A 13,110-nucleotide genomic window follows, 5' to 3' on the forward strand; every position below is an offset into this window, starting at 1 on the left:
TGTGGGCGAAGACCGGCCGGGCGGGCCGCTCGTGACGCGCCGGCCGCCGCTCCGGGGCGACGAGCTTCCGGAGATTCGGGTCCCGCCGCCGGGGCCGAAGTCGCGCGCCTCCTCGCGAAGACTGCGGCGCGCCGAGGGCGCCGCGATCTGGGGCGCCGACCCATCGCCCATCGTCTGGTCCCGCGCGCGAGGCTCGGTCGTCGAGGACCTGGACGGCAACCGCTACGTCGACCTGACGAGCGGCTTCGGCGCCGCGACGCTGGGTCATGCCTCGCCGGAAGTGGCGCGCGCGGTCGCCGCGCAGGCCCGGCGCCTGTCGCAGGGGCTGGGCGACCTCCATCCGCACGTGGCGCGCGAGAAGCTCGTGCGCAAGCTCTCGGCGTTGGGCGGAGCGTTGAGCCGCGTGCTCGTGACCGGCACCGGATCGGAAGCGGTGGAGCTGGCGCTGAAAACCGCTGCGCTCGCGACCGGGCGCCGGCGCGTCGTCGCGTTCGAGGGCGGCTACCACGGTCAATCGGGCGCCGCGCTCGAGGTCACGCACTTTCCTCGGTCTCCGGAATTGCTGCAGCCGGCGGGTCCGCCCCGCGCGATTCCCATTCCGTTTCCCGATCCGCGACACTGCGGGGCGCGCACGCCGTGCGAGGCGTGCGACCTTTCCTGTCTCGATCGCGGATGGGAGCGCTCGGTAACGCCCGAGCTTCGAGGGAGCGATCCTCCCGGCGCGGTGATCGTCGAGCCGGTCCAGGGACGGGCGGGCGTGATCGTCCCGCCGCCGGAGTTTCTCGCGCGTCTGTCGGCCCTGGCCCGCGAGGCCGGAATGCTCGTGATCTACGACGAGATCCTGACCGGCGCCGGCCGCACCGGCCCCTTCTGGGCCTGGAAGCGGAGCGGCGCGGCGGCGGAGCCCGACCTGATGACGGCAGGGAAGGGGATCGGCGGCGGCGTGGCGATCGGCGCGCTCTTCGGCAAGTCCCAGGTCATGGAGGTATGGTCGCGTCACGTCTCCTCGTCGGGCGAGTCACCGTACGCGAGCACGTTTTACGCGCACCCCCTGGCATGCGCGGGTGCGCTGGCCGCGCTGGAGCGGCTGACGTCGGAGGAGATCGCGTCGTCTCGGGAGGCGATCGCAGGGATGCTTCTCGATGCGCGACCACCCCTCGGTTTCACGATCCGGGCTCTGGGCGCCATGGCCGCGATCGAGCCGGAAGACACAAGGCGCTCGACCACTCCTTCCGCGGAGGGCGGTCGGCGCCTCGCCGCGCCACTCGACCCAGATCGGACCGAGAGAAGCCTATACCTGCCCCTGCTGCACCGCGGAGTCATCGCCATCCCCGGAGGCATCAGCTCCGCGGCCGTCAGCATGTACCCCGCCTTCACGATCACCCCCCAACAGCTCGCGCACGCCATGGATGTCGTGTCTTCGCTTTCCTAGGAGACGCGTCATTACCCCGTGTTGGGTGCCGCTTTCCTCCCCCTGAACGCGCGCCCGCAACGGCCGAGTTTCTGCGCGTCCGCCAGCTAGGTTCATTGGAAAAGCGCGCCCGCCGCGCCGAGCTTCAAGTGAACGCGCTTCCGCCCAGCTAGGTTCAGCTGAACGCGCGCCCGCTCCGATCTGGCTCTATTTGGAGATCCTCCCGAACTTCCGCTTCTCCAGCTTCTCGATGAGCGCGTCGAGGGCCCGGTCGAGCACCTGCGCCACGTCCCGCGGCGACACAGCGTGACTGAGTAGCGCCTGAGCGAGTCGCAGCTTGTCGTGCGTGCCCTTGGAGACCGTTACTTGAACGAGGAAGGAAGGGGGCCGAGCCGGAGTTGGGGCGTTGTTCCCGGGGGTCCGTTCGACAGCAGCCTCCGGCGATAGATCGTCAGCTCCGGCACTCTCGGGCGATGGATCTTCCGCTCCGGCACTCTCGGGCGATGGACGGTCAGTGCCGTCCGCCGTTGACGCCTGATTGCGCGAGCCACTGTGCATCGCGGGGCCCGCGGCGTCGACGTCCGAACCCTGTCCGTCCACGACGACAGTTGTCTCCGATTTCACCGCCGCTAGCGGCGGTAAAAACTTGGGCGGAGCTTCGGGAGTGGGCTCGCCCGCCGGTGAATCGAACATGTCATGGCGCCGATCGAGCGCAACCGTCTTCGGAAGGGGAAGGGCGACAGGTCGGATGGACGCGAGTGGTGGAACGCTCGAGGCCTGGGGGAAGCGCGAGGCGAGCCACTCTTGAACTTCGGCCCTGCTCCGGCCTCCGACCGCACGGAGCAGCTCGTTGATATTCCCGGGCGTGAGATGGGGAGCGATCAGGCAAACGGCCGTGAGATGGATCCTGCCCTCCGCCACCGCCTGGAACAGAACCGGAAAACGCCGCGCCGCCCGCGCCGCTTGGATGCGTCTCCAGGCGGGACCCTCCGCAAAGCGCAACTCACGGAGGCAGTAGGTGAACATGGAGGAGAACCCTGCCGGAGCGTACAGCCTGCGTGCGTCGAACTCACCAAGGTAAGCCAGGAGAGCCGCGGTCAGCTGGCCATTGCGGGCGAGAATGATTCGCAGGTTCCGAAGCAGCACGGCGTCGCTGAGATGCGTCAACGAATAGGAATTCATGCAAACACCTGTTTGCGGGGAGGTCAGGCTCTCTCGGTGTCGTGCCGTTGGGGGGGCTTCGCTTAGGCAAGGCGACGCAGGGGACCGACGGATGAAGTAACAAGTTTCGGTCCAGGATCCGAAGGCGTGGCGGGGAGGTGCGGAGGGGCAGCGCGGATCCGCTACCGACAGCTAAATATCGTGCGGCATGTATCCCACGGGGCTCTGATAGTAGTAATCCGACGGGTAGTGCAGGAAGTTGGACACGCGGCTCATGTACAGGCAGGCGAAATCCTTGAGCTGGTGGCCGAAGCGGCTGGACTCGTTGCCCTCGCGAAACAGCGATCCCCACCGCGAATTGTAGGCGCGGTCGATCTTCAGCCGGATCGCGTCGATCTCCCCCTGCAGCTCGACGCTGTGCTTCTCGAGGGCGCCGACCTGCTCGGGGATCTCGGCGATGCGCCCGCCCAGCTCGTGCCGCCGGCTCGGATCGTTGCCGTTCTCGCTCAGCACCAGCGTCAGCCGCCGGAGTTCCCGGCCCAGCACGGCCTTTTCGATCTCGCTCTGGTGCCGCTCGGCCGAGAGGCGCGCGAGCCGATCGAATTCCTTCGCATGCTCGGCGGTCACGGTGATCTCGCGGTCCAGCTCGGGGACGAGCATCGCGGTGCGCCAGCCGCGCGCGCGCTTCGACTGCAGAATGTCCCCGTAGGTGTGATCGCCGAAATACAGCACGTGCTCGGCCGAGGCGCCGAGCGTGCGCTCGAGCCACGTCGCGTCGCCGCGACGGACGGCCGCGCACGCGATCCGGGAGCCCTGGATTTCGGGAACCGGCTCGGCCGCCTGGGTCTCCGTGAAGAAATCGGGCTTCCGCGCCTCGACGACGACCGCGTGGAAGAGGTCGGTCCAGTGCTCCGGCGCGCCGCGTCCCTTCATCAAGATGTGGCGGAGCAGCGTGTCGGTGTAGGCCCATTCGCTGTTCGTGACCAGGAAGAGCTTCTTTCCGGTGCGGCGGAACTCTTCGAGCACGGTGCGCAGCTCGGGGTCGAGGCGGATGTAGCGATCGAGGTCGTTCGTGATCACGTTCTTCAAGCTGCCGTCGCGGTGCGCCTCGTCGATCATCTCGCGCACGTCGCGATAGAGCGCTTCGTAGTCCAGCGTCGTTCCCGGGCGCCGCCGCTCCAGGAGGTCGATCAGGCACAGGTACAGGTACACCTCGGGCAGATGGAAGAGCGTGTCCACGGAAACGTAGTTCTCGTGCCCGAGCCGGATGCGCGACGTGCGGTAGGCTCGGCGGCGCTCCTCCGAACGGAGCGGCATCAGGCCGTGGGACCCGCGGGTGACCAGGTTGAAGTAGTCCATCTTCAGCAGATTGCCGCGCTTCCGATCCACCACGAGGCCCCGGATCACGAAGGAGGGGTCGTACTTGAGGTCGAGGATCTCCGTGGGATAGCCCTTGTTCGCGACCAATTTTTCCTTCGTGAGATCGAACGCCAGCTCCTCGACGCTCGTCGGGTCGTAGTGGGCGAGCGTGTGGTCCAGGTCGAAGCCGATGGCGCGGATCTGCGTCATGCGGAGGTTCCGGTTCACGAAGACGCGATGCCGCCGGGGAATCCGGTGCTCGCGATAGCGGAGCGCGCGCGCGGACGGCTCGTGCGGGGCGCCGGGGTGCGCGTGGTGGGCCGGCTGCGGTCCGTGCGGCTTGAGCGGCGTGGCCGGGGCGAAGGGCGCGGCCGGGGCGAACGGCGCCGACGGCTCCGCCGGGACACCAGGCGGCGCCTCGATCTCGGGCAGCGATCCGGCGGGAGCGACGCCCGCGGGGGTCGCGTCAGGCGCCTCGGCGGGACGAGACGTCGCGGGCGGCGCGGGAGCTCCGGTCGCTCCGCCCCGCTCCTTCTTCATGGCGCTCATGTTCGCGAATTGTAGGCGCTGGACGCGCTTCGGGCCAGCCGCCATTCGCGGAGGCTCGCTGCGTCCTCGGCCGGCCGCCATTCCTTGACGGCATCACGGCCCGTCCGTACTCTGCCCGGGTGAATCTCTGCCTCTACGAAGACCCGGATGCCTCGGCGTTCGGTCCCCACGCGCTCCTCCGTCCCGTGTTCGCGCTCCGATGCGGCGCCTTCACCCTGATCGAGAAGCTCGTGCGCGCCTTTCCCGAAGCCCCGCTCCATCTCATGGTCCGCTCCGAGGTCGAGGAGGTGACGCGCGCGCTCTATCCGACCGCGTCGGTCGGAGAGCCGCCCGCCGAAGAGACGCTCTTCGTGAATGCGCGGCTCTGCATGACCGACGACGAGGTGCTCCATTTTCTCGCCGCCTCTCCGACCGAAGCGTCCTACATGTCGGGCGGCACGCTCTTCGCCGCGAAGGTGTCCGCGCCCCGCGTGGCCCACGCCGCCGGGCACCTTCGCGCCGGCGAGCCGGAGCGCGCCTTCGAAGAGATCCGGATGCCGGCCGAGGTGAACGCGTTCCTCGCGCGCTCGGCGGCGGATCTCATCCGATGGAGCCCGCGTCAGATCGTGCAGGACTTCCGGTACGCCTTCCAGCCGGAGACCGTCCGGGGGAAGATCGACGAGGGCGCGCACCTTCTGGAGCCGCGTGCGATCCATGTGGCGCGCGGCGCGCGCGTGATGGCGGGGGCCGTGCTGAACGCGGAGGAGGGCCCGATCCTGATCCAGGAGAACGCCGTGATCGAGCCGCTCGCCTACGTGGAGGGCCCGGCCGTCATCGGCGAGCGCTCGCGGATCAAGGCGGGCGCGCAGATTCGAGGCGGCACGTCGATCGGTCCGGTCTGCAAGATCGGGGGCGAGGTCGAGGCGTCGGTGTTCCAGGGGTACGCGAACAAGCAGCACGACGGCTTCGTCGGGCATTCCTTCGTGGGGGAATGGGTGAACCTGGGCGCGGGCACGATCACCAGCGATCTCAAGAACAACTACTCCACGGTGCGCACCTTCCGGACCGCCGCCGACTGGATCGAGCGCCGCGGCGAGGATTCGGGGCAGCGGCTCCTGGGACTCACGGTGGGGGACTATACGAAGACGGGCATCGGCGCCACGTTCCCGACCGGCGCGGTGGTGGGCGTCGGGTGCAACATCTACGGCACCGCGCTCATGCCGACCTACGTCCCGTCGTTCGCCTGGGGCGAGCCGGGACGGCTGGTCGAGCACGGCATCGACGCCATGATCGAGACCGCGGCCCGCGCGATGGGGCGCCGCCAGGTGGAGCTCTCGGTGCCGCTCGATTCCCGCATCCGCCAGGCGTTCGACGACACGCGGGAGGACCGCGCCCGCTTCCTCGAAGCGCAGCACCGCGAGCCGGCGGGGAGCGCCAGGCCGTGAGCGGACGCTGGCAGGAGCCGCGCCCCTTCGTCCTGGGCGGGCCGCTGACCCCCGCGGTCAAGACCCTCCTGATCACGAACGTGGTCGTGTTCCTCTTCCAGTACCTCGCGCAGGGGCTGGCGCAGGTGCGGATCGACCGGATCTTCGGCCTCGTTCCCTACGACGTGACGCACCACCTGTTCCTCTGGCAGCTCGTCACGTACATGTTCCTCCACGGCGGGATCTGGCACATCGGCTTTAACATGCTCGCGCTCTGGATGTTCGGCACGGAGCTGGAGTCGTACTGGGGGACCAGCCGCTTCACGCGCTTCTACTTCATCACCGGGATCGGCGCCGCGATCTGTTCGACCCTGGCGCAGTGGAATTCGTTCATCCCGACGATCGGCGCCTCGGGGGCGATCTACGGGCTGCTCGCCGCGTACGGCATCCTCTTCCCGGACCGGACGATCCTTCTCTACTTCGTCATCCCGATCAAGGCGAAGTACTTCGTCATTCTCATGGGGCTGCTCGCCTTCTGGTCGAGCGTGACCGCGAGCGGGAGCGGCGTGGCGCACATCGCCCATCTGGGCGGGATGCTCTTCGGCTGGCTCTATCTGCGCTACGGCTGGGGAGAGCGGCGGGTGCGCGTCGGCTTCAAGATGCCCGACCTGCGCGGATGGCGCGAGCGGCGGCGCCAGGAGAAGCTGAAGAAGAAGTTCAAGGTCTACTACAAGGACACCCGGGGGGAGGACGACGAGGAGTAACCCTTCGTCGCTCGGCCGCGCGCTCGCGCGCCGCCTGACGCATCGAGTCTACGAGCGTCCCGACCGCAGCCCCGCCATCACCTCGTCGAGTACCTCCCGCGGCGGACGCACCTGCTCCAGCGTGAGCGACGAGAGCGGCGCGTCCACCAGCGCCAGATCCTTGTCCAGCGCGGCCTCGTTCGCGTTCACGTAGAGCAGGCCCGTCACGAATTTGCCCTCCTCGCGCCCGCGGTTCAGCGTGGCCAGCGCCTGGCCCGGATCGTAGGGGTCGTAGTCCTCGCCCAGCTTCTTCAGCACGACGCGCGAGCCGTCGTGCAGCTTCACCTCCCGCGACTCGCCCGGCGCGTAGTCCACCTCGATGTTCTCGAAGTGGGGGACGTAGGTCACGTCGTGGAGCGGGGCGTCGTGCTCCTTGACCGCGGTGTAGGAGCGCGTCGAGCCCTCGTGCGCGTTGAACGTCACGCAGGGGGAGATCACGTCCACGACGGCGGTGCCGCGATGGCTCAGTGCCGCTTTCAGGATCGGCCGGAGCTGCTTGGGATCGCCCGAGAAGGAGCGCGCCACGAAGCCGCATCCGAGCTGGATCGCGATGGCGCACAGGTCGATCGGCATCAGCTCGTTCACGGCGCCCGACTTGGCGCGGCTCCCCACGTCGGCGGTCGCCGAGAACTGCCCCTTGGTCAGCCCGTAGACGCCGTTGTTCTCGATGATATAGGCGACCGGCACGTTCCGCCGCACCAGGTGGCAGAACTGACCGAGTCCGATCGAGGCGGTGTCGCCGTCGCCCGAGACGCCCAGGAGCGTGAGCTCGCGGTTGGCGAGGAACGCGCCGGTCGCCACGGAGGGCATGCGGCCATGCACCGCGTTGAACGAATGCGAGCGGCCGATGAAGTAGGCCGGCGTCTTGCTGGAGCAGCCGATCCCCGACATCTTGGCCACGCGGTGCGGCTCCAACCCCAGCTCGAAGGCGGCCTGGACGATGCTTCCGGTGATCGCGTCGTGACCGCAGCCGGGGCAGAGCGTGGACTTGGCGCCCTTGTAGTCCGCCACGGTGAGGCCGATCCGGTTCTTCGGTACCGCCGCGCTCCCCGCTCCGGCGGCGCCCGCCGATCCCGCGCCCGCCGGCCCCGCGGCGTTGCCGTTCCCCTTCGGGATGTTCGCGCCGCCGCTCATCGGACCCCCACCTCCTCCCGCTCGGCGCTCCGGATCTTCTCCGCCACGGTGCTCGCCGCGAGCGGGAGCCCGTCGTAGTGCAGCACCGATCGGAGCCGCGCCGCACGCTCGGGGTACTCCATGCGGAGGAGCGCGGCCATCTGCCCGTCGCGGTTCTGCTCCACGACGTAGATCCGCTCGTGGCGCCCGAGGAATGCCTCCACCTCCGGCGTGAAGGGATAGGCCTGGATGCGGAGCGAGGAGGTCTTCAGCCCGTCCGCGAGGAGCCGCTCGCGAGCCTCCTCCACGGCCCAGCGGGAGGAGCCGTAGGCGACGATCGCGATTTCCGCTCCCGCGACCTGGTCCACGGCCGGCTTCGGCACCCACGTTCGCGCCGTCTCCCACTTCGCGGCCAGCCGGTCCATCACGCGCGGGTAGGCCTCGCTCGATTCGGTGTAGCGCGCCGTCTCGTCGTGCCCCGAGCCGCGCGTGAAATAGGCGGCCAGCCCGTGCTTCGTTCCCGGGATCGTCCGGTAGGGAATGCCGTCGCCGTCCACGTCGCGGTAGCGCTCGAACTTCCCGATCCGCTCGAGGTCCTCGGCCGAGAGCACCTTGCCGCGGTCCCAGGGCTTGTCGGGATAGGGGAAGGGGTCGGCCATCCAGACGTTCATGCCGAGGTCGAGATCGGAGAGGACGAAGACCGGGGTCTGGAGCCGTTCGGCCAGGTCGAAGGCGCGCATGCCGTAGTCGAAGCATTCGTCCACGGACGAGGGGAAGAGCATCACCTGTCTCGTGTCGCCGTGCGACAGGAACGCCACGCTCAAGAGGTCGCCCTGCGAGGTGCGCGTCGGCAACCCGGTGCTGGGGCCGATCCGCTGGATGTCCCAGATCACGGCCGGGATCTCGGCATAGTAGGCGTAGCCGGTGAACTCGGTCATGAGTGAGAGGCCGGGGCCGGAGGTCGCGGTCATCGCGCGGGCGCCGGCCCAGGAGGCGCCGAGCACCATGCCGATCGCGGAGATCTCGTCTTCGGCCTGGACGATGGCGTAGGTGGCCTGTCCCGTCTTCGGGTCGCGCCGGTAGCGGCCGAGGTATCCGGAGAGCGCGTCGGCGAGGCTGGACGACGGCGTGATGGGATACCAGGAGACGAACGTCACGCCTCCGAACATCGCGCCGAGGGCGGCGGCCTGGTTCCCCTCGATGAGGATCTTGCCCGCGGTCTTGTCGCGGCGCTCCACGCGGAAGGGCGCCGGCGGAAGGTTGGCCGCCGCGAAGTCGAATCCGGCATCCACGGCGGCGCGGTTCATCGCGAGCGCCTTCGGCTTCCGGCCGAGCTGCGCCTCCAGCGCGCGCTCGACCTCGGCGCGGTCGATGCCCAGGATCTGCGCGAGCACGCCCACGTAGACCATGTTCACGACCAACCGGCGCAGCTTGGGGTCGGGCACGAGCGGCTGGGCCATGGCGTCGAAGGGGATCGCGTGGACCGTGACCCCCTCGGGCTTCTTGGGCGCGGGGAGCCCCTGGTTCATGACGATGACGCTGCCGGGGCCCATGGCGGCGATGTCGGCGACCGAGGTCTCGGGGTTCATGGCCACGAGCACGTCGTTCCGGGTCTCGCGCGCGAGATGCCCCCACTCGTTCACGCGGATGGTGAACCAGGTGGGGAGGCCGGCGATGTTGGACGGAAAGAGATTCTTTCCGGAGACCGGGATTCCCATCTGGAAGATGGCCCGGAGGAGCGTGGTGTTGGCGGTCTGGCTCCCGGAGCCGTTCACGGTGGCCACGTGAACGTTGAAGTCGTTGACCCCGTGGGACAAGGCGTTGGGCACTGCCGTTCCTTTCGATTCGATTGTTCGCGTCGGGCGGGCCGCTCGGAGCATCTCATTCTCGGATGCTTCGGACGGCCGGTCAAGGCGCTTGAGGGGGCGCGCGGGGCTCCGGGGTGTCCGCCGCGGCGCCCTGAACTCGCGACGCTGATACCTTTTGGACGCGGAGGACCGCGGCCGCGATTCGTCGCCCGCGGGCCGGGAAAAGGCCTCCCTTGACCCCCGCCGCAGCGCCGTCAAGAATGGAGCCTATGAGCCGACAGACGCTTCCCGAGCCCTACCTGACCCTGGACGACGACGCGATCGCCGGGCGGATCGCGGACGCCAAGCGAGCGCTCGGTTCCCGTCTCGTGATCCTGGGGCACCACTACCAGCGCGACGACGTGATCCGCCACGCCGACGTCACGGGGGACTCGTTCAAGCTCGCCCGGCTGGGGGCCGAGCGCACCGATGCCGAGTACGTCGTGTTCTGCGGAGTCCACTTCATGGCCGAGAGCGCGGACATCCTGCGCGCGCCCCACCAGACGGTGATCCTGCCCGACCTGAACGCCGGCTGCTCGATGGCGGACATGGCCCCGACCGAGGACGTGCTCGAAGCGGGCGCCTCGCTGGAGCGGCTGGGCGTGACCGACGTGACACCGGTGACGTACATGAACTCGACGGCCGAGATCAAGGCGTTCTGCGGGGAGCGCGGAGGCGCGGTCTGCACGTCGTCCAACGCGCGCGCCGTGTTCGAGTGGGCGTTCCGCCGCCGCGAGAAGATCTTCTTCCTTCCCGATGAGCACCTGGGACGGAACACCGCCCTGGCGATGGACATTCCCGCCTCGGCGATCGTCGTCTGGGATCCGATGAAGGAGCAGGGGGGACTGACGGCGGCGCAGATCGAGGGCGCCAAGGCGATCCTCTGGAAGGGATGCTGCTCGGTGCACACCAAGTTCCAGCGCCGGCACGTGGACGAGCGCCGCGCCGAGGATCCAGGCGTCCGGATCCTGGTTCACCCCGAGGTGCCGCACGAGGTCGCCGGGGCGGCGGACGTCGTCGGGTCCACCGAGACGATCATTCGCACGCTGCGCGAGGCTCCCGCGGGCAGCCGCTGGGCGGTCGGGACCGAGTACAACCTGGTCCGCCGTCTGGCGCAGGCGATGCCCGACAAGAAGATCGTCATTCTGTCCCAAGACTTCTGTATCTGCGCTACCATGTATCGGATTTCTCCGCAGAATCTGTTGTGGGCGCTGGAGCGCCTGGTGGCGGGGGAGGTCGTGAATCCGATCCGCGTACCCGAGCCCACGCGCACCTGGGCGAAGGCCGCTCTCGACCGCATGCTCCAGGTCACCTGAGCCGCCCGGAGGAGAACGATGGCATACGTGATCGTGAAGGATATCTGCGAAGGCGAAAGCTCCTGCGTCGACGTCTGCCCCGTGGACTGCATCAAGAAGGGCGACGGGGAGAATGGCAAGGGCACGACCTGGTTCTTCGTCGTGGCGGAGGACTGCGTGAGCTGCAACGCCTGTCTCGAGGCCTGCCCCGTCGAAGGCGCCATTCTTCCCGACTGATCCGCCGCCCCGCGCTCGATCCCCGCATCTCCATTCGTCTCAAGATTCAGCCTCGCCGGACCGATATCTAGGACCGCGCGCCCCCGCAGCCCCAGCGCCGCGGGATGACCGCCGTATTCCAACCTGGAGTCCGTCCGCATGGATTGCGCCGAGGCCAAGTTACAGATCGAGTCCTACGTCGCCGGCGAGATCGCCGACGACCGGAAAGGACCGCTCGAAGAGCACCTCGCCTCATGCGCCGAGTGCCGTCTGGACAGCGAGCTGACCCGCGCGTCCCGCAATCAGCCAGCCGACCCCGACCCCAACGTCGCTCCCGGCGCGTTCGTGGAATCGATCCAGCCCGACGCCGGGGACTCGCAATCCGGCTCCGGGGCGGACGATCGCCCGGCCGGGGCGACGCAGGCTGCGGACGGGAGCTGGACCCTCGAGTCGATCTTTGGAGCAGGGGGAGCGGGGGGAGCAGGGGGAGCGGGCGGAGCCGGCGGACCCGGGGGAGCAGCGGCAGCACGCGGCGCCGGAGCAGCCGAAGCGGCCCAGGCGGGCGGCGGAGCCGCGGATAGCACCGCGAGTGAGGGCCCGGCCCTGCCCCCGCCTTCGCCGCAGCCTGACCCCTCGCCCGAATCGGTCTTCGCGGACGACGACGATCCGAGGTCGGCGCTGGCCGAGCGCGCCGCCGCCGCGGCCGCGCCTCTTCCCGAGCCCGATCTGTCGGTCCTGTCCGGGGACGTCCCCCCCGACTTCTCCGACGAGGCCCCCGCTTCGGACGCGCCCACGTGGGACTTTGAGCCCGCCGACCTCAAGGGCGGCGCCAAGCCTCCCCAGGGGAGTCTCTTCTTCGCCGAGGAGGCGCTATCCCGCTCCGGAGCCCGGAAGAAACCGGGCGTTCCGAAAATCGTCCTGTGGGGAGCCGGCGGCCTGGTCGGTGTGGGGCTGCTGGCGCTCTCGATCTGGATCGCGATGACGGTTCGCCAGCCGCTGCCCGAGGGCCGCCATCCGATGCGCGCCGGCACCGGTCCGGCCGCGCCGGGGAACGACGCGGCGGCCACTCCGGCGCCGGTCGTGCCGGCGGATCCGGCCACGGGCGCCAATCCCGTCGCGGTGGCGAATCCCGAAGCCCCGGCAGGGTCCGGCGCGCCAACCGAGACGCCCGCGACGAAGACGCCCTCGACGAGCGTTCCCGATTCGAACCCCGTCGCGAGCGCGCCGCCACAGGCCGAGGCCCCCGTGCCGCCGGCGCCCAAGACGGTCGCGGTCGCACCTTCGTCGGAGAAGGCGCACGCGGCCGCGCCCGCTCCGGCGCGCAAGCCGGCCCACGCCGGCGAGACGGTGGCGCGGACCGCTCCCAAGACTCCGGCGACGACGAAGCCGGCGGCGCTTAAGCCCGTGCCCTCGAAGCCCTGGCCCGCGGCGCCCGTTCTCGATTCGGAAGACGAGGAAGAGGCCGTCACGCCGCCGCGCGTCGTGCCGCATTCGGGGACTCCGACCTCGCCGTCGACCGCCTCGAACACGAGCCCGGCCCCTCCGGGCGGCTCCACGTCCGCGCCGTCCGGCTCCGCGTCCGCGCCGTCCTCGGAGCCGGCTTCGTCCCCGGCTCCTTCCGCTCCCGACGCGGTCGAGCGCCCGATCGACCGGCTGCATCTCGCGACGCTGAACGCGGAGCAGAACGCCGACCTCGTCGCGCTCCGGAAGCTGCGCGAAACCTGGCGCGCGTTCCTGAAGGGCAGCATCGGCCCCGACCGCTCGCGCGCCAAGCGGGAGCTGGCCGACTGTCTCTGGGCCATCCAGACGCTCACCTCGAAGTTCTCCGACCAGAAGGAAGCGCTCGCCGCCTACCGCGACTTCGTGCTGAACGCCCCCGCCGGCGGGGCGGACGCGCGCACCGTCGCCCGCATGCGCCAGCTGGAAGACGCCGTCGCCGAGTCGCACTGAGCG

At 69.6% G+C, this 13,110-nt stretch carries 10 protein-coding genes; 6 read left to right on the forward strand and 4 right to left on the reverse strand.

From position 1 onward, the window contains the following. The first annotated feature begins 1 nt into the window (after position 1). Entirely contained in the window at positions 2-1,432 is a 1,431-nt protein-coding gene (locus VE326_08325; protein HYJ33211.1) for an aminotransferase class III-fold pyridoxal phosphate-dependent enzyme, read from the forward strand. Positions 1,433-1,618: 186 nt separating this feature from the next. Here VE326_08325 and VE326_08330 read toward each other — a convergent pair whose 3' ends face one another. Together VE326_08330 and VE326_08335 are read right to left on the reverse strand one after the other, a co-directional pair. Continuing rightward, positions 1,619-2,593 (reverse strand): hypothetical protein, encoded by a 975-nt coding sequence (locus VE326_08330; protein HYJ33212.1) that lies wholly within the window; start codon positions 2,591-2,593, stop codon positions 1,619-1,621. A 171-nt stretch (positions 2,594-2,764) separates the two neighbouring features. Beyond that, complete coding sequence (locus VE326_08335) at positions 2,765-4,480, reverse strand: HAD-IG family 5'-nucleotidase (GenBank protein ID HYJ33213.1); 1,716 nt, start codon at positions 4,478-4,480, stop codon at positions 2,765-2,767. Positions 4,481-4,599: 119 nt separating this feature from the next. Here VE326_08335 and VE326_08340 point away from each other — a divergent pair, with 119 nt between their 5' ends. Then, on the forward strand, positions 4,600-5,904 hold the full coding sequence (locus VE326_08340) for a putative sugar nucleotidyl transferase (protein HYJ33214.1): 1,305 nt from the start codon (positions 4,600-4,602) through the stop codon (positions 5,902-5,904). After that, positions 5,901-6,647 (forward strand): rhomboid family intramembrane serine protease, encoded by a 747-nt coding sequence (locus VE326_08345; protein ID HYJ33215.1) that lies wholly within the window; start codon positions 5,901-5,903, stop codon positions 6,645-6,647. The genes VE326_08340 and VE326_08345 overlap by 4 nt, the downstream gene beginning before the upstream one ends. 48 nt (positions 6,648-6,695) lie before the next feature. Here the strand turns inward: VE326_08345 and VE326_08350 are convergent, their stop codons facing one another. Together VE326_08350 and VE326_08355 are read right to left on the reverse strand one after the other, a co-directional pair. Beyond that, positions 6,696-7,820: a 2-oxoacid:ferredoxin oxidoreductase subunit beta gene (locus VE326_08350; GenBank protein ID HYJ33216.1), complete on the reverse strand. Its 1,125-nt coding sequence runs from the start codon at positions 7,818-7,820 to the stop codon at positions 6,696-6,698. Beyond that, positions 7,817-9,628 (reverse strand): 2-oxoacid:acceptor oxidoreductase subunit alpha, encoded by a 1,812-nt coding sequence (locus VE326_08355; protein ID HYJ33217.1) that lies wholly within the window; start codon positions 9,626-9,628, stop codon positions 7,817-7,819. The genes VE326_08350 and VE326_08355 overlap by 4 nt, the downstream gene beginning before the upstream one ends. 248 nt (positions 9,629-9,876) lie before the next feature. On the opposite strand from VE326_08355, the gene nadA reads away from it, so the two are divergent. The 3 genes from nadA to VE326_08370 all read left to right on the forward strand — a co-directional run bounded on the left by nadA (position 9,877) and on the right by VE326_08370 (position 13,107). Beyond that, positions 9,877-10,962, forward strand: a complete 1,086-nt coding sequence (nadA, locus tag VE326_08360) for a quinolinate synthase NadA (GenBank protein HYJ33218.1) — start codon at positions 9,877-9,879, stop codon at positions 10,960-10,962. A gap of 18 nt (positions 10,963-10,980) precedes the next feature. Next, entirely contained in the window at positions 10,981-11,178 is a 198-nt protein-coding gene (locus VE326_08365) for a 4Fe-4S dicluster domain-containing protein (GenBank protein HYJ33219.1), read from the forward strand. A gap of 138 nt (positions 11,179-11,316) precedes the next feature. Continuing rightward, positions 11,317-13,107: a zf-HC2 domain-containing protein gene (locus VE326_08370; protein ID HYJ33220.1), complete on the forward strand. Its 1,791-nt coding sequence runs from the start codon at positions 11,317-11,319 to the stop codon at positions 13,105-13,107. The last annotated feature ends 3 nt before the right edge of the window (positions 13,108-13,110 follow it).

The sequence above is a fragment of the Candidatus Binatia bacterium genome (genome assembly GCA_035631035.1).
Taxonomy (GTDB): Bacteria; Eisenbacteria; RBG-16-71-46; order SZUA-252; family SZUA-252; genus DASQJL01.